This is a genomic window from Acidovorax sp. KPB24-07, from assembly GCF_057543315.1.
Window position 1 is genome coordinate 1 of the sequence record NZ_BAAJYS010000069.1, and the last position, 16,478, is coordinate 16,478.

The following is a 16,478-nucleotide window of genomic DNA, read 5'->3' on the forward strand; positions in this document are numbered from 1 at the left end:
AAAAAAGACTGGTCCACGCAGACGCGACGTGCTTTGACGGCGACGGAAATCGTCGCCAATCTGGCCGACCTCGACGGCTGGAAACTGACAGGCGACGGCGCAGATGTGGCCATCGAAAAGACCTACCGCTTCGCCAACTACTACGAGACCATCTCGTTCGTGAACGCCGTGGCCTTCGTCGCCAACGCGCAGGACCATCACCCGGACCTTTCGGTGCACTACAACCGCTGCGTGGTGCGACTGAATACGCATGACGTGAATGGCATCTCGGCGACCGACATCGAATGCGCATCGCGCTTCGATGGCCTGCTCGCCGCATGACCACACCCCTTCCCCGCCATGGCTGAACGCAGCGCACTGTTCGACGGCATCGTGGTGGCCAGCCACGGCCGCCATTGCCTGGTCGAATCGCCCGACGGCCAGCGCCGCATTTGCCATCCCCGCGGGAAAAAGAGCCAGGCCGTGGTGGGCGATCACGTCCTTTGGCAGGCCGCGCCAGCCGGCCAGGGGGACGAAGGCACCATCGAGAAGGTCAAGGAGCGCCGCAACCTGTTCTACCGGCAGGACGAAATCCGCACCAAGTCCTTCGCCGCCAACCTGGACCAGGTGCTGATCCTGGTCGCCGCCGAACCCGTGTTCTCGGAGAGCCAGCTGGCCCGTGCGCTGATCGCTGCGGAAGCCGAGCGCATCACGCCGATCATCGCGTTGAACAAAAGCGATCTGGTCGAGCCGTTCGCCCGCGCGTGGGAGCGGCTGCTGCCTTACCGCCACATGGGCGGCAGCGCAGCGGACGGCCACCACTATGGCGTGATGCCGCTGTCGCTGTCCGAGTCGGGCGAGGTGGACAAGGCCGCACTGATGGAGCGCCTGTCGGGCAAGACGACCCTGGTGCTCGGCCCCTCGGGCTCGGGCAAGAGCACGCTCATCAACCTGCTGGTGCCGGGCGCCACGGCGCTCACGGGTGAGATCTCCCAAGCGCTCAATTCCGGCAAGCACACCACCACCACCACGACCTGGTACTGGGTGGATGCCGAACGCCGCACCGCCCTGATCGACTCGCCGGGCTTCCAGGAATTTGGCCTGCACCACATCGGACCGGCCGATCTGCCGCGCTACATGCCCGACATCGGCCTGCATGCCCAGGGATGCAAGTTCTACAACTGCACGCACCTGCACGAGCCCGGCTGCGCGGTCATGGCGCAGGTGGACGGACTGCAAGGCGAATCACGCACCGGCGCAGATTCCATCAGCGCAAATCGCTATCAGATTTATAGCAACCTGTTTGCCGAGCTGAGCGAGCACCGGCATTGGTGATGGGACGGAACGGCGGCGCTCAGTCCCGGCACTCGACGTACCACCCCAGATAGTCGTTCCAGGCCGGCTCGTGCTCAGCCTCCAGCACGGGGGGGTCCATGCCCGGCACCGCTTCGGCAGCGCGCCGCGCGGCCTCCAGGGCGTGGTCGGCGCTGGTCACGTAGCAATGCACCGTGCGGGTGCCACCCCGCAGCACGATGTGGCTGCAGATTCCTTGCTGGTACATGGTGGCCGCATTGACCCAGGCGTCCTCGAAATCCTGCGCCTGCTGCAGCGCGGACTTGTCCTGCGCCGGCAGGCTGGCCTGCACGCGCCAGCCCAAGTCTGCGCGGGACACCAAGGCGTTGGCACTCAGATTGACCTGCACCATGATGGGATCGCCCTGGGCATCGCGCCCCTCCAAAGCGGCCCAGCGCACCGGCTCGGGCGGATAGACCGCCGAGCGGCCCAGCGTCTCGCGCCAGAAGGTGTCGATGCGCGAAACGCTGTCATCGAGCGACGCGGGCTCCCAGTCCTCGAAGCCCGCGTCGTCGCTGAGCCCATCGGTGTCGAATTCCACCACCCCGACCTTCACCGAAAAATCGTACTCGCCCAGCATGTGGTCGAGCAAGATGAACGCCATGTGGCGGGCATGGTCCTGCAGGTCCATGGGCACGGGCTTGGAAAACGACAGCGCCAATGCGATGCGTCCATCGATCTGGCCCACGCGCACCAGCAGCTCATGGGTGGCCAGGTCGAATCCGTCCATGCGCATGCCGAAGCCACCAGGCATCCGCTGGCGGAAGGCCTCCACCCGCCATGGCAACTGCGCCGGTGCCTGTGCGGTCAATGCTTGCACATCGGCAAACCGCTCGGCACTCCCGTGGGCCGTGAAAACCAGCCGGGCCTGGCCATCCACGGGCCCCTCCTTGCCCGCGCCAGCCACCTCTACCGTGACCCCGGGAACGCAAGGCTCCAGCAGGGCATTGAGGCGCTCCATGAACGGGACGGACTCCAGGCCCTGCAGATCGGCCCGTTCGCCCAGGACCGCCGCCCAGAAGCGGTCCGCGGCGGCGGACATCTCCTGCGTGGAAGGCTCGCAGGAGGGGGATTCAGATTGGTTCATGAACAGTCCTGGTGGCACCTGCTCGGGTACAGGGCATCGGTAACGAACAAGGCCGCGTCAAAGGCGGAGCGACTTCGCCACGAAACTTCAAAAAGAGACCCGGCTCAGCCCAGCAATCGGGCCAGGGTCAGCAGGGCGAGCAGCAGCATCCACACCACCACCGAGCGCCAGACCAGGCCGACCACGCTGCGCAGATGCCCCACCTCGGGCTCCCGGCCGGGTGTGACGTCGCTGCTTGCCGCCTCGATATCGCCATCAAAGCCGGCGGGCGAGAGCGGGTCCACCCGCGCCCGCAAAGCTTCTCCGCCCAGGCGCACGTTGATGGCGCCGGACGTGGCCGCCAGCACGACGCCATCGTTGTCGTTGGGAAAGCGCTGCGCATGGAAGCGCCAGCCATCGATGGCCTCTTCGAAACTGCCCACCACGGCGAAGCTGAGGGCCGTCAGGCGGGCAGGCAACCAGTCGATCACGGTCCAGGACCGCGCCGAGGCTCGCTGCAACGAGGCGCTGGCCGGATGCGGGCTGCCAGCCTTCCAGTAGCGCGAGACGAATTCAGCCAGCCGGTAAAGCACCGCACCGGTCGGACCGAGTCCCAACGCGGCCAGCACCGAAAAACAGGCGAGCACGCCGAACACGTGGCGGTGCGCAGCGATGACGGAATACTCAACCACGTGCCGCACGATCTCGCTGCGGGGCAGTTGGCCCACATCCACCTGCTGCCAGGCCGCGAGCCGGGCCCGCGCGCTGTCTTCGTCACGCTCTTCCAGCGCATCGCGGATGTTGGTGAAATGGTGGCTGAACTGCCGGAACCCGAGGGTGACGTAAAGCACCGCGACATTCCAGACCACCGCCGCCGGCCAGCCCACGCCGTAGAACAGCAGCCAGTGCACCGCCAGCACCGCGAGCGAAGGCACCAGCACGGCGAGCGCCCATGCCACCCACCCGTGGTGGGCCTTTCCCGCATCGAAATTGCGGCTGATCGACAGCGCCCAGGCGCGAACGCCCGCATGGATGGGGTTGCTGCGCGCCAGCGGGCGTGCCTGCTCGATCAGCAACGCGAACAGGATGGCAAAGAAACTCATGGGGGGCAATGATAGCGGCCCGGTTCGGTGCCCAGCCGTCGTCGCCACCGGAAAGATCACCCGATGTCAGGCCAGCATGAAACGGTAGAAATTGCGCAGCATGCCCGCGGTCGCGCCCCAGATGAAGTGCGTCTTGCCGGCGGCATCCTCATAGGGCATGGAAAACCATTCGCGGGTGACCCCTTCCCATTCGAACGCATGGCGCCGGTGGTGCGACGGATCGAGCAGGTAGTCCAGCGGGACCTCGAACACGTCCGCCACTTCGTAGGCATTGGGATTCAGCGTGCAATCGGGCTCCACCAGAGCGACCACCGGGGTGATGCTGAACCCGGTGCCCGTCCTGTACGTGGCCAGTTCCCCCAGCACCTCCACATACCGCCCCTCCAGGCCGACCTCCTCCCAGGCCTCGCGCAGCGCCGTGGCGGCAGGGTTGGCATCTTCCGGGTCGGCGCTGCCGCCGGGAAAGGCCACCTGGCCGGAGTGCGTGGACAGGTGCACGGTGCGCTCGGTGAGCAGCACCGTCGCGCGTTCGCGCATCACGATCGGTATCAGCACGGCGGCATGGCGCAACGGCCGGTCGGTGAAGGCACGCTCATGCACGACCTCTGGCAGCCACGCCGGCGCCGAGGCAAAGCGCAGCCGCAGCGCTTGCGCCGTTTGCGCCGCAGCAGGAACGCGGGGGAGATGGGCGTCCACCCCCAGCACGGGCACGCGGCGCGGATCGAACTGCGGCAGCGAAGACAGCGGAGCGATCACCGAAGGCATGGAAGGTGAAGGAGGCGAAGAATCTGGCGGCGTCATTGGAGTGGGCCTGGTCGGCCAAGCGGCCAAAGAAAAAGCCGCTACGGCTTGCGCTGTAGCGGCTTCGGGGCAGTGCGCAAGGCGCCTTATGCGGCTGCGACCGGCGCGGCCTTGACACGCGAAGGCAGCTTTTCCTTGATACGTGCCGACTTGCCGCTGCGTTCACGCAGGTAGTACAGCTTGGCACGGCGCACGTCGCCACGGCGCTTGACTTCGATGTTGGCGATCAGGGGGCTGTACGTCTGGAACGTACGCTCCACGCCTTCGCCGCTGGAGATCTTGCGCACCGTGAAGCCGCTGTTCAGGCCGCGATTGCGCTTGGCAATCACCACGCCTTCGTAGGCCTGCACGCGCTTGCGGGTACCTTCCACCACGTTCACGCTCACGATGACCGTGTCGCCAGGGGCGAATTCGGGAATGGTCTTGTTCAAGCGGGCAATTTCTTCCTGCTCGAGAGTCTGGATCAGATTCATGTTTGCATCCAACGATCATGTCCGCGCCAAGATTGGCAAGCGTCGGGATTGACGTGGGGTGCTTTCGCAGCAAAGGCGAAAGCGGCCGGCCAGAGGATCGAAAAGCCCGCGATTATAGCAACTTGCCGTCCTTTGCCAAAACGGCCTCGTCCGCCTTGCCCAAAAGCCCCTGTGTGCGCGCCGCGTCGATGAGCTCGGGACGGTGCTGCGCGGTGATCGACAGGCGCTGATCCCGGCGCCAGCGCTCGATCTGCACATGGTGGCCGGAGAGCAGCGGTGCAGGAACCCGCAGCCCCTCCCACTCTTCGGGCCGGGTGTAGTGGGGGCAGTCCAGCAAGCCGTCGAGCGCCTCGTTGAAGCTGTCGAACTGGTGGCTCCCCTCATCGTTCAGCACGCCAGGCTGCAGGCGTGCCACGGCGTCCAGCAGGGCCATGGCCGGGATCTCGCCGCCCGACAGAACGAAATCGCCCAGGCTGAGCTGCATCTGCACGTGCGCGTCGATGAAGCGCTGGTCGATGCCCTCATACCGCCCGCACAGCAAAATGGCGCCCGCGCTGCCGGACCAGCGCGTCACGCCCGCGTGATCGAGCACCTGCCCGATCGGCGAAAACAGCACCACCGGGGCCGCCTGCCCCGCCGCCTCGGCCCGGTCGGCCCGGATGGCCGCCAGGCACCGCGACAAGGGCTCGGCCATCATCACCATGCCGGGGCCGCCCCCAAAGGGCCGATCGTCCACCCGGCGGTAGTTGCCTTCGGCGTGATCACGCGGGTTCCACAGCCGCACCTCGACCTGACCCGACGCATACGCGCGCCGCGTCACCCCGCTGGCCAGAAACGGCGCGAACAGCTCGGGAAACAGGGTGATGACGTCGAAACGCATGGGGCAGAGGGGGCCAGGGCCGCAGCAGGAATGGCGACGCGGCCCGTCCTTCAATCGGTCGATCGATCCATCAGTAGTCGGGTTGCCAATCGACCGTGATGCGGCGCTCGGCCAGCTCCACCTTGTCGACGAAGGCCGAGACGAAGGGAATCATGCGCTCCTGCGCCTTGCCCTCGTGTTCGTAGGCCAGCACCAGCGTGGTCTGCGGGCCGGTGGAGAGCAGCTCGCGCACCGTGCCGAGGTCCACGCCCTCGCGGTTGACGACCGCCAGGCCGATCAGGTCGACCCAGTAGTACTCGTCCTCGGCGGCGGTGGGAAAGCTCGAGCGGGGCACGAAGATGCGCGCGCCGCGCAGCGCCTCGGCCGCATCGCGATCGTCCACGCCCTGGGCGGTGGCGACCACCGTATCGGAATGCTCCCGCGCCTGCTTCACCGCCAGCACCACCGTGCCTTCGAAGAAGCTCTTGGCGCCTTTTTCGCTGGGCTGCAGAAACCAGCGCTTTGAGGAAAACAGCGCTTCCGGATCGGCGCTGTAAGGCAGCACCTTGAACCAGCCCTTCACACCCCAGGCATCGGCAATGCGGCCGATCTCCACCGCATCGGACGGCAATTCGGCAGGCTCAAGAACGGGCAGATTGGGCATGGTGTGCAACGGGGTTTCGGAAATGAAAAAAGGCGGGGCCCGTCAGAAAAACCAACGGGACCCGCCTTTTGTCCGGAGGACGCGGATCAGGCAGCCTTCTTGGCGGCCTGCTTGATCAGACGGTCCACGGTGGGCGACGACTGGGCGCCGACGCTCTTCCAGTAGGTCAGACGGTCTTGCGCAATGCGCAGACCCTCTTCGCTTTCCTTGGCCGTGGGGTTGTAGAAACCCAGGCGCTCGATGAATCGGCCATCGCGGCGCACACGCTTGTCGGCCACGACGATGTTGAAAAACGGACGACCTTTGGAGCCGCCGCGGGAGAGTCGAATAACGACCATAATGAATCCTTCGGGTGGTCGCAGCGTAAAGCTGCATGGTTTTTTGCTGCGTTTGAGACACGCGACATGGCCACCCGGCCAGCGACACGCTGCAAAGCCCGCGATTATAGCCACTTCACCCCACATGCCCACCATCCGCGACAGCCGCAGCGAAGATATCGCTGCCATCACCGCCATTTACCAACACCACGTCCTGCACGGCACCGGCACCTTTGAGGTCGACCCACCGACCGAAACCGACATGGCCGGTCGCCGCGCCGACGTGCTGGCCCGGGGCCTGCCCTACATCGTGGCGGAAAAGGATGGCCAGGTTCTCGGCTTCGCCTACGCCAACTGGTTCAAGCCCCGCCCGGCCTACCGCTTCTCGGCGGAAGACTCCATCTATGTCGCCGACACCGCCCGGGGCATGGGATTGGGCCGCAAGCTGCTCGATGCGCTGGCGCAGCAGGCGGAGGCGGCGGGGGTGCGCAAGCTGCTCGCGGTGATCGGCGATTCCGCCAATGCCGGCTCCATTGGGGTGCACCGTGCTGCCGGCTTCACCGAGATCGGCGTGATGCGCTCGGTGGGCTGGAAGTTCGGCGCCTGGCGTGACATCGTGCTGATGGAAAAGACCCTGGGCGCGGGCGACACCACGTCGCCGGAATGAGCCCCTCATGAAGAACAAGACCATCGCCGCTTGGCTGGCCTTCGTCGGCGGACCCCTGGGGCTGCACCGCTTCTATCTGCACGGCCTGACGGACATGCTGGGCTGGCTCCTGCCCATTCCCACGGCGCTGGGCATCTACGGCATCCAGCGCGTGCAGGCGATGGGGCAGGACGACCACGCCAGCTGGCTGCTCATCCCGCTGCTGGGCTTCACCATCGCAGGCTGCGCATTGCGCGCCATCCTGTACGGACTGATGACGCCCGAGAAATGGAACGCCCGCTTCAACCCGGCCGCGGCACCGGATGCCGCTCCGGGGCGCACGCACTGGTTCACGATCTTCGCCATCGCCCTGTCGCTGCTGGTGGGCACGGCGGTGCTGATGGCCAGCCTGGCCTTCAGCTTCCAGCGCTACTTCGAATACCAGATCGAAGAGGCCCGCAAGATCTCCCAGTGAAGGCATTGGGCATTGAATGTGCCCAACGCCCTAGGAAAACATGCGGTGGCAGCTATAAAAATAATAGCAAACGTCCCTGGATCGCGATCAGTAGAGCTGCAGGCTGACCCAGTAGGCGATGGCCGCCACGAACGCGCTGGCCGGAATCGTCAGGATCCACGCCCAGACGATGTTGCCCGCCACGCCCCAGCGCACGGCGCTGGCGCGCTGGGTGGAGCCCACGCCGACGATGGCGCCCGTGATGGTGTGGGTGGTCGACACCGGAATGCCCAGCGCCGTGGCGACGAACAGCGTCATCGCCCCGCCTGTCTCGGCACAGAACCCGCCCACGGGCTTGAGCTTGGTGATTCGCTGGCCCATGGTCTTGACGATGCGCCAGCCGCCGAACATGGTGCCCAACCCGATGGCCAGGTAGCACGACACGATGGTCCAGGTGGGCGGCGAGGCGTCGGATGCCGACGCGTAGCCCGTGGCGATCAGCAGCAGCCAGATGATGCCGATGGTCTTTTGCGCATCGTTGCCGCCATGGCCCAGGCTGTACGCGCCCGCGGACAGCAGCTGCAGCCGGCGGAACCACTTGTCCACCTTGTTCGGGCGCGAGCGGCGGAAGATCCACGCCACCGCCACCATCATCAGCGAGCCCAGCAGAAAGCCGAGCAGCGGCGAGACGAAGATGAACGCCACCGTCTTCAGGATGCCGGCCGAGATCAGCGCCCCCGCGCCCGCCTTGGCGATGACCGCGCCCACGATGCCACCGATCAGCGCGTGCGACGAGCTGCTCGGAATGCCGTAGTACCAGGTGATGACGTTCCAGGTGATGGCGCCCACCAGGGCCCCGAAGATCACGTGCGTGTCCACCACGCCGGGCTGCACGATGCCCTTGCCGATGGTGGCGGCCACGCTCAGGTGGAAGATGAAGATGGCGATGACGTTGAAGAACGCGGCGAAGAGGACGGCCTGCGTCGGCTTGAGCACCCCGGTGGAGACCACGGTGGCAATCGAGTTGGCGGCGTCGTGAAACCCGTTCATGAAGTCGAACAGGATGGCCAGCGCCACCAGCAGCATCACGACCCACAGGGCGGTTTGGACGGTTTCCATGCGTAGAGAGCGTGTATTTCTTCTGGCAGGCCGGGATCAGGAGTTCTCGAGGATGATGCCCTCGATGTGGTTCGCCACGTCTTCGCACTTGTCGGTGATCGTCTCGAGCAGTTCGTAGATCGCCTTGAGCTTGAGCACCTCGCGCACGTCGGGCTCTTCGCGGAACAGTTTGCTCATGGCGCTGCGCATCACGCGGTCGGCGTCGCCCTCCAGGCGGTCGATTTCCTCGCAGGTCTTGAGCGCGGCTTCGGCCACGGCCGGATCGGCGATCTTCTCCAGCAGCTTGACCGCGTCGCGCACGCGTTCGCAGCACCTGAGGCTGATGTCGGTCAGGCGGGTGATCTCTTCGGTCATGTGGCGCACGTCGTACAGCGCCATGGTTTCGGCCGAGTCCTGGATCAGGTCGGCCACGTCGTCCATCGTGTTGATGAGCGAATGGATCTGCTCGCGGTCGATGGGGGTGATGAAGGTCTTGTGCAGCGAGCGGTTGACCTCGTGGGTCACGCGGTCGGCGGCGCGCTCCGCGTTGTCCACGTCCTGGTTGTACTTGTCGCGCAGGTGGGGATCGTTGTAGTTGGCCACCAACTGCGAAAACGCGCGGGCGGCCTCGACGATGCGGTCAGCATGCTGATTGAACATCTCGAAAAAATTGCCCTCGCGGGGCAACAGCTTTCCAAAAAACATGCGGACTCCTGAACAGACGGACCCATCGCCCACGGTCGCCACGGATGTGACAGGACGATGACACTTTTGCGAAAGGCGCGAGTTTAACCGCGCCGTTTGCATGCACTCCGGCCCATCGTGTGCCGACGGGCGGCGGCGGGCGTGTCAGGCAACTCCTACAAACATCGCGCCGCGCTGCCCACATGACCCTGGCGAGGCGCGGCTTACATTGAATCGGCAGTCTTTGATCCGCCCTCTTTCAGACGCTCAGACGCAACCGCCTCTTTCATCGCCATGCCAAAGGATTTCCCCATGAAACACACGCTTCGCGTTCTTCCGTGCGTTCTCGCGCTTGCGTTCGGTGCCATCAGCGCCCACGCGCAGACGGCCAATCGCGCCTCCAACCGCGACTCGTTCATTCCCAGCACGCAGCAAGGCTACGTCGGCCTGAGCGGCGGCCAGTCCAAATACGATCTGCGCAGCGGCACGGGCGGCTTCGCGTTCGACGACAACGACACCGCCTGGAAAATCTACACCGGCGGCTATTTCAACCAGAACTTCGGCATCGAGTTCGGCTATCTGAACTTCGGCAATGCCACCCGCGTGGGCGGCGAGACCAAGGCACAGGGCCTGAACCTCAGCCTGGTCGGCCGCCTGCCGCTCAGCGAGCAGTTCGACGTGTTCGGCAAGGTCGGTACCACCTACGGCCGCACCAAGACCTCGGGCAACCCTGGTTTCGGCGTGACGACCGGCGATGACAACGGCTTCGGACTCTCGTATGGCGCCGGCGTGCGCTGGGCGTTCAACCCGCAGTGGGCGGCCGTGGTCGAATGGGAGCGCCACCGCCTGAACTTCGCCGACGGCAAGTCCGATGTGGACATGACCACGGTGGGCGTGCAGTACCGCTACTGAGCGCGCAGGTACGCACGCGTACCCCCAACAAAAAGGGCCCTTCGCAGGGCCCTTTTTTCGTGCGCTTCACGCGCTTTCATCCCGATCCCAGACGCCGGCCTTCATGCGCGGGTTGGCAGCGCATGGAGGCAGCGGTGGAGGGGGCTCACTCGCCCAGGTAGGCGGCGCGCACGCGCGGGTCGCTCAGCAGCTGCTGGCCGGGGCCCGTCATGGTGATGAGGCCCGACTCCATCACGTAGCCACGGTCGGCCAGTGCCAGCGCGCGGCTGGCGTTCTGCTCCACCAGCACGATGGTCACGCCCAGGGCGTACACGTCGCGCACCACCTCGAAGATCTTGTCTACCATGATGGGCGACAGGCCCATGGAGGGCTCATCCAGCAGCAGCACCTTGGGCTGGCTCATCAGCGCGCGGCCCATGGCCAGCATCTGCTGTTCGCCGCCCGACATGGTGCCGGCCAGTTGGTCCTTGCGCTCGCGCAGGCGCGGGAAGATGGTGAACATCTTCTCGATGTCGGCCGCGATGCCGGCCTTGTCGTTGCGGATGTAGGCGCCCATCTGCAGGTTCTCGGTGATGGTCATGCGCGCGAACACGCCACGGCCTTCCGGCACCATCACGAGGCCCTTCTTCACCAGGTCCCAGGCGCCCTGCCCCCGGATGCTCTTGCCCAGGTACTCGATGTCGCCATCGGCGAACGGCAGCGTGCCCGTGATGGCCTTCATGGTGGTCGTCTTGCCGGCGCCGTTGGAGCCGATCAGCGACACCAGCTCTCCCTCGCGCACCTCGAAGTCCACACCCTTCACGGCCTGGATACCGCCGTATGCCACCTTCAGGCCCGAGACCTTGAGCAACACGTTGTTGGATTTTTCGGCCATTCTCAATGTCCTCCGGTGCCCAGGTAGGCCTCAATCACTTTTTCGTTCTTCTGCACGGTGGCAGGCGTGCCTTCGGCGATCTGCTTGCCGTAGTCGAGCACCGTGACGCGGTCGCACAGGCCCATCACCAGCTTCACGTCGTGCTCGATGAGCAAGATGGTGCGGTTGTCGTTGCGGATGCGGTCGATCAGCTCGCGCAGCTGCACCTTCTCGGTCGCGTTCATGCCGGCGGCCGGCTCGTCGAGCGCGATCAGTTGCGGGTCGGTGGCCAGGGCGCGGGCGATCTCCAGGCGGCGCTGGTCGCCGTAGCTCAGGGTGCGCGCCTTGTAGTCGGCGAACTTGCCGATGCCCACGTAGTCGAGCAGCTCCTGCGCCCGGCGGGCGATCGCGGCCTCTTCTTCCTTGAAGCCCTTGGTGCGCAGCACGGCGCCCAGCAGCCCCGACTTGGTGCGGATGTGCCGCCCCACCATCACGTTCTCCAGTGCCGTCATTTCGGCGAAGAGGCGGATGTTCTGGAACGTGCGGGCGATGCCCGCCTTGGCCACTTCGTGCACGGCCGTGGGCTGGTAGGGCTTGCCTGCCAGCTCGAAGCTGCCGCTGTCGGGCGTGTAAAGACCGGTGATCACGTTGAAGAACGTGGTCTTGCCGGCGCCGTTGGGACCGATCAGGCCGTAGACCTGACCCCGTTCAATGGTGATGCCGACGTCGGACAGGGCTTGCAAGCCGCCGAAGCGCTTGGAAATGCCGGCGACCTTCAGCACCACATCGTTGGATTTCTCTGCCATTTCTAACTTTCAGTGCTGTTCAGGTCTTTTGCGTCAGGCTCTTGCCATGGTCGGGCGCGGGCCACAGGCCGCGGGGACGCAGCAGCATGATGATGATCATGGCCAGCGCGATCAGCAGCTGGCGCAGGATGGCGGAGTCGAGGCGGCCGTCCGTCATGGCCTGCAGCGGACCGGCCACGTAGCGCAGCACTTCCGGCAGGGCCGACAGGAGCACGGCGCCCAGGATCACGCCGGGGATGTGGCCGATGCCGCCCAGCACCACCATGGCGACGATCATGACCGACTCCATCAGGCTGAACGATTCGGGCGACACGAAGCCCTGGAAGGCACCGAACATGGCGCCGGACACGCCGCCGAACGAAGCGCCCATGCCGAAGGCCAGCAGCTTCATGTTGCGGGTGTTGATGCCCATGGCCTTGGCGGCGATCTCGTCTTCGCGGATGGCCATCCAGGCGCGGCCGATGCGCGAGTCCTGCAGGCGATAGCAGATGATGACGCTCAGCACCACCAGCACCAGGAACAGGTAGTAATACAGCGTGACCGACGAGATGTCGAACCCGAACACTTCCAGGCGCTTGCCCAGGTCCAGCCCGAACACCTTCACCGAATCGATCTGCCCGATGCCCTTGGGGCCGTTGGTCAGGTTGACGGGGTGGTCCAGGTTGTTCAGGAAGATGCGGATGATCTCGCCGAAACCCAGCGTCACGATGGCCAGGTAGTCCCCGCGCAGCTTGAGCGTGGGGGCCCCGAGCACCGCCCCGAAGATCGCGGCCACCAGCGCCGCGAGCGGTATGACCAGCCACAGCGACGTGTGTAGCCCGTTGGGGAACATGGCCGCGAACGACGCGAAGGTCTCCGACAGGTGGGGCGATGCCATCAGCGCGAACAGGTAGGCGCCCACGGCGTAGAACGCCACGTAACCCAGGTCCAGCAGGCCGGCGTAGCCCACCACGATGTTCAGGCCCAGAGCCAGCAGCACGTAGAGCAGCGCCAGGTCGGCGATGCGCACCCAGGCGTTGCCGAAGTACTGCAGCATGAACGGAAGCAGCAGCAGCGCGATGCCGCCGACGATCCACTGTGCGGTTTTGTTTTGCTTCATGACAATGGGTTCCTCAGGCGCGATCGGCCACACGCTCGCCCAGCAGGCCCGAGGGGCGCAGCGTGAGGATAATGATGAGCACGATGAATGCAAAGATGTCGGTGTAGTGGCTGCCCAGCAGGCCGCCTGTGAGGGTGCCGATGTAGCCCGAGCCGATGGCCTCGATCAGGCCCAGCAGGATGCCGCCCACCACTGCGCCGGCCAGGTTGCCGATGCCGCCGAACACCGCAGCCGTGAAGGCCTTGAGGCCCGGCAGGAAGCCCATGGTGTGCTGCGCGGTGCCGTAGTTGGAGGCATACATGATGCCGGCGATGGCCGCCAGGATGGCGCCGATGATGAAGGTCGCCGAGATCACCATGTCGGGTTTCACGCCCATCAGGGAGGCCACGCGGGGGTTTTCCGCGGTGGCGCGCATGGCGCGGCCGAGCTTGGTGTAGTTCACCAGATACACCAGCGAAGCCAGTGCGACCACCGTCACGCTCAGGATCAGCACCTGGGTGGAGGTGATCACCGCGCCGCCGACCTGGAACGGGGTCGTGGGCAGCAGGGTGGGATACGGCTTGTAGTTCGGCTTCCAGATGATCATGGCCAGCGTCTGCAGCAGGATCGACATCCCGATGGCGGTGATCAGGGGCGCCAGGCGCGGACTGCTGCGTAGCGGCTTGTAGGCGACCTTCTCGATGACGAAGTTCAGCGCCGCGGCGACGACGCAGGCGATCAGGGTGGCCAGAAGAAGGATGATCCAGCCCGGAGCCCCGGGCATGGCCTCTTGCATCAGGCCAATGCAACTCCAACTGGTGAGAGCGCCGATCATCAGCACTTCCCCATGGGCAAAATTAATCAGCTGAATAATGCCGTACACCATCGTGTAGCCCAAGGCTATCAAGGCGTACATGCTGCCGAGAACCAGACCGTTGATGATCTGCTGCAGCAAGATGTCCATAAAAAAAAGTCCTTCGTGTTTGTAACGCGCGCACTTCGCAAGCCAAGATCGGCAGTGCCTTGTGAGCCCCCAATGCCACCTAGCAAAAAACCCGCCAGGAGCAAAGCTGTGCGGGTTTGGTGGACGGGATTGTAGCCAGTCGAAACCGTGCGCCTTTAGCACGTTTGGCGGGGTTTTCCCTTGGACTCGCGCGCCATCAGCGGGGCGACGTCACCATTAGCCGGGGTGATGCAGCCGAGGGATTGGCCCGGGTGGCTTATACGGTTCAGCAGCCGCTGACCACCCCGCCCGAGGGGGCGGCCGGTGGGCTGGGCGGAGATGCCGCCCGGCGATGGACCGGGGGTGCGCAGCCTCGCAGCGCCCTCCCCTTCCCCCTCAATCCTTGGCCGCGTCCTGGTCCAGCTGGCGCAACTGGGCCAGCTTGTCGGCGATCTTGGCCTCCAGCCCGCGAGGCACCGGCTGGTACCAGCCGGGCTCGGGCATGTCCTCGGGCAGGTAGGTCTCGCCCGCCGCGTAGCCGCCGGGCTCGTCGTGGGCGTAGCGGTAGGCCTTGCCGTGGCCCAGCTCCTTCATCAGCTTGGTGGGCGCGTTGCGCAGGTGGTTGGGCACCTCGCGCGACTTGTCCTTCTTGATGAACGCCTTGGCCTGGTTGTAGGCCATGTAGCCGGCGTTGCTCTTGGGCGCCACCGCCAGGTAGATCACGGCCTGGGCCAGCGCCAGTTCGCCCTCGGGCGAGCCCAGGCGCTCGTAGGTGAGCGCCGCGTCGTTGGCGATCTGCATGGCGCGCGGATCGGCCAGGCCGATGTCCTCCCAGGCCATGCGCACGATGCGGCGCGCGAGGTATTTCGCATCCGCCCCGCCATCCAGCATGCGGCTGAGCCAGTACAGCGCCGCGTCGGGGTGCGATCCACGCACGGATTTGTGCAGCGCCGAGATCTGGTCGTAGAAGTTGTCGCCGCCCTTGTCGAAGCGGCGCGCGTTGAGGGTGAGCGCGCTTTCCAGGAAAGCGGCGTCCACCCGCTGCACCCCGGCGGCGCGCGCGGCGGTGTCGGTCTGCTCGACCAGGTTGAGTAAGCGCCGCGCATCACCGTCGGCATAGCCCACGAGCGTGTCCACCGCCGCGTCGTCCAGCTGCAGGTGGGTGAGCACCTTGTTCTGCGCCCGGCGCACGAGCTGCTTCAGTTCGTCGTCGGTCAGCACCTGCAGCACATACACCTGGGCACGCGAGAGCAATGCCGAATTGACCTCGAACGACGGGTTCTCGGTGGTCGCGCCCACGAAGGTCACCAGGCCCGACTCCACGAACGGCAGCAGGCCGTCCTGCTGGCTCTTGTTGAAGCGGTGGATCTCGTCCACGAACAGGATGGTCTTCTTGCCCAGCGCCAGATTGTGTTCGGCCTGCTCCATCGAGGCGCGGATTTCCTTCACGCCCGAGAACACCGCCGACAGAGCGATGAACTCATAGCCGAACGCGCTCGCCGTGAGCCGCGCCAGCGTGGTCTTGCCCACGCCGGGCGGGCCCCAGAGGATCATCGAATGCGGCTTGCCCGACTCGAACGCCAGCCGCAGCGGCCGGCCTGCACCGATCAGGTGCGACTGGCCGATGACCTCGTCCAGGCTGGCCGGGCGCAGGGCCTCCGCGAGCGGCGCGGTGGGGGCGGAGGAAAAGAGATCGGCCATGGGCTTGGGGGTCAATGGGTAGGCTCAGTGAATAAATGAACGCGGAGGGAGCAAAAGACCCAGCGCCAACGCCAACGCCAACGGGCCAGGCACCGGGTGACGCGGGAGGACGCTCGGCAGGCAGGCAGGCGGCACGGCCCTGCGACGCCCGATTATTCTCCGTCCCCCTGCGGGGCGCTTCGCCCCCCTGGGCCTGCGGGAATTTCCCGCACAATGCCGCGGCGCCCGTTTCGATTCGAAAACCCAAGGAGGAGATCCCCCATGTCCATCGCCGCCAATGCCGTCGTCGCCCTGATCGCCCTGCTCCACGTCTACATCCTGGTGCTGGAGATGTTCCTGTGGGACAAGCCCGCTGGCCTGCGCGCCTTCGGGCAGAGCGCGGAACGGGCCGCCGCCACCAAGGTGCTGGCGGCCAACCAGGGGCTCTACAACGGCTTTCTCGCGGCGGGCCTGTTCTGGGGCCTGTGGCTGGGCGGCGCCGGCCTGGGCGTGAAGGTGTTCTTCCTGCTGTGCGTGCTGGTGGCCGGCGTGTTCGGCGCTGCCACGGCGTCCCGCAAGATCCTGTTCATCCAGGCCATTCCGGCCGCCGTGGGCCTGGCCCTGGTGCTGCTGGCCTGATCCGGCGCGCTGCGGCCAGGGCGCATGCCATGTATCAAAATGGCCGCCAGCGCAATCAGTACTAGGGCAT

Annotated in this window: 20 protein-coding genes; 6 read left to right on the forward strand and 14 right to left on the reverse strand. The window is 65.7% G+C overall.

Translation table 11 applies throughout. The annotated features are described in order from the left end of the window. Positions 1–321: 4a-hydroxytetrahydrobiopterin dehydratase (locus AC27IQ_RS10190; RefSeq protein WP_487089387.1), on the forward strand; the 321-nt coding region annotated here is incomplete at its 5' end. A gap of 18 nt (positions 322–339) precedes the next feature. After that, a complete protein-coding gene (gene rsgA / locus AC27IQ_RS10195) occupies positions 340–1,314 on the forward strand; it encodes a ribosome small subunit-dependent GTPase A (RefSeq protein WP_487089388.1) in 975 nt (324 codons plus the stop codon). 19 nt (positions 1,315–1,333) lie between these two features. On the opposite strand, the gene AC27IQ_RS10200 is transcribed toward rsgA, so the two are convergent. The 7 genes from AC27IQ_RS10200 to rpsP form a co-directional block, all read right to left on the reverse strand. Then, positions 1,334–2,419, reverse strand: a complete 1,086-nt coding sequence (locus AC27IQ_RS10200; RefSeq protein WP_487089389.1) for a hypothetical protein — start codon at positions 2,417–2,419, stop codon at positions 1,334–1,336. 104 nt (positions 2,420–2,523) lie between these two features. Next, positions 2,524–3,501, reverse strand: a complete 978-nt coding sequence (locus AC27IQ_RS10205) for a CobD/CbiB family protein (protein ID WP_284395104.1) — start codon at positions 3,499–3,501, stop codon at positions 2,524–2,526. A 66-nt stretch (positions 3,502–3,567) separates the two neighbouring features. After that, the gene (locus AC27IQ_RS10210) at positions 3,568–4,266 is read right to left on the reverse strand and encodes a CoA pyrophosphatase (RefSeq protein ID WP_487089390.1); all 699 of its coding nucleotides are present in this window, start codon (positions 4,264–4,266) and stop codon (positions 3,568–3,570) included. Positions 4,267–4,388: 122 nt separating this feature from the next. Next, on the reverse strand, positions 4,389–4,775 hold the full coding sequence (gene rplS / locus AC27IQ_RS10215) for a 50S ribosomal protein L19 (RefSeq protein WP_272548681.1): 387 nt from the start codon (positions 4,773–4,775) through the stop codon (positions 4,389–4,391). Positions 4,776–4,887: 112 nt separating this feature from the next. After that, positions 4,888–5,655, reverse strand: a complete 768-nt coding sequence (trmD, locus tag AC27IQ_RS10220) for a tRNA (guanosine(37)-N1)-methyltransferase TrmD (RefSeq protein WP_487089391.1) — start codon at positions 5,653–5,655, stop codon at positions 4,888–4,890. A 70-nt stretch (positions 5,656–5,725) separates the two neighbouring features. After that, positions 5,726–6,298 (reverse strand): ribosome maturation factor RimM, encoded by a 573-nt coding sequence (gene rimM / locus AC27IQ_RS10225; RefSeq protein WP_284395110.1) that lies wholly within the window; start codon positions 6,296–6,298, stop codon positions 5,726–5,728. 86 nt (positions 6,299–6,384) lie between these two features. Beyond that, on the reverse strand, positions 6,385–6,636 hold the full coding sequence (gene rpsP / locus AC27IQ_RS10230; RefSeq protein WP_272564613.1) for a 30S ribosomal protein S16: 252 nt from the start codon (positions 6,634–6,636) through the stop codon (positions 6,385–6,387). A 124-nt stretch (positions 6,637–6,760) separates the two neighbouring features. On the opposite strand from rpsP, the gene AC27IQ_RS10235 reads away from it, so the two are divergent. Then, complete coding sequence (locus AC27IQ_RS10235; RefSeq protein ID WP_317354784.1) at positions 6,761–7,282, forward strand: GNAT family N-acetyltransferase; 522 nt, start codon at positions 6,761–6,763, stop codon at positions 7,280–7,282. Positions 7,283–7,289: 7 nt separating this feature from the next. Further along, a complete protein-coding gene (locus AC27IQ_RS10240; protein ID WP_487089392.1) occupies positions 7,290–7,736 on the forward strand; it encodes a TM2 domain-containing protein in 447 nt (148 codons plus the stop codon). 87 nt (positions 7,737–7,823) lie between these two features. Here the strand turns inward: AC27IQ_RS10240 and AC27IQ_RS10245 are convergent, their stop codons facing one another. Together AC27IQ_RS10245 and AC27IQ_RS10250 are read right to left on the reverse strand one after the other, a co-directional pair. Beyond that, on the reverse strand, positions 7,824–8,834 hold the full coding sequence (locus AC27IQ_RS10245; RefSeq protein WP_487089393.1) for an inorganic phosphate transporter: 1,011 nt from the start codon (positions 8,832–8,834) through the stop codon (positions 7,824–7,826). 36 nt (positions 8,835–8,870) lie between these two features. Continuing rightward, positions 8,871–9,518, reverse strand: a complete 648-nt coding sequence (locus AC27IQ_RS10250) for a DUF47 domain-containing protein (RefSeq protein ID WP_487089394.1) — start codon at positions 9,516–9,518, stop codon at positions 8,871–8,873. 291 nt (positions 9,519–9,809) lie between these two features. Between AC27IQ_RS10250 and AC27IQ_RS10255 the strand changes: the two genes are divergently transcribed. Then, positions 9,810–10,409 (forward strand): outer membrane beta-barrel protein, encoded by a 600-nt coding sequence (locus AC27IQ_RS10255; RefSeq protein ID WP_487089395.1) that lies wholly within the window; start codon positions 9,810–9,812, stop codon positions 10,407–10,409. Positions 10,410–10,554: 145 nt separating this feature from the next. On the opposite strand, the gene AC27IQ_RS10260 is transcribed toward AC27IQ_RS10255, so the two are convergent. From AC27IQ_RS10260 to AC27IQ_RS10280, 5 genes are all read right to left on the reverse strand, one after another. After that, positions 10,555–11,283, reverse strand: coding sequence for an ABC transporter ATP-binding protein (locus AC27IQ_RS10260; protein WP_272564618.1), 729 nt, complete (start codon positions 11,281–11,283; stop codon positions 10,555–10,557). A 2-nt stretch (positions 11,284–11,285) separates the two neighbouring features. Continuing rightward, positions 11,286–12,068, reverse strand: a complete 783-nt coding sequence (locus AC27IQ_RS10265; RefSeq protein ID WP_272548690.1) for an ABC transporter ATP-binding protein — start codon at positions 12,066–12,068, stop codon at positions 11,286–11,288. Between the two features lie 19 nt (positions 12,069–12,087). Continuing rightward, positions 12,088–13,167: an ABC transporter permease subunit gene (locus AC27IQ_RS10270; protein ID WP_272564620.1), complete on the reverse strand. Its 1,080-nt coding sequence runs from the start codon at positions 13,165–13,167 to the stop codon at positions 12,088–12,090. Between the two features lie 13 nt (positions 13,168–13,180). Then, entirely contained in the window at positions 13,181–14,110 is a 930-nt protein-coding gene (locus AC27IQ_RS10275) for a branched-chain amino acid ABC transporter permease (protein ID WP_272564621.1), read from the reverse strand. A gap of 375 nt (positions 14,111–14,485) precedes the next feature. Then, complete coding sequence (locus AC27IQ_RS10280; RefSeq protein WP_487089396.1) at positions 14,486–15,790, reverse strand: replication-associated recombination protein A; 1,305 nt, start codon at positions 15,788–15,790, stop codon at positions 14,486–14,488. Between the two features lie 261 nt (positions 15,791–16,051). On the opposite strand from AC27IQ_RS10280, the gene AC27IQ_RS10285 reads away from it, so the two are divergent. Further along, entirely contained in the window at positions 16,052–16,408 is a 357-nt protein-coding gene (locus AC27IQ_RS10285; protein ID WP_272564622.1) for a DUF1304 domain-containing protein, read from the forward strand. Positions 16,409–16,478 lie beyond the last annotated feature (70 nt).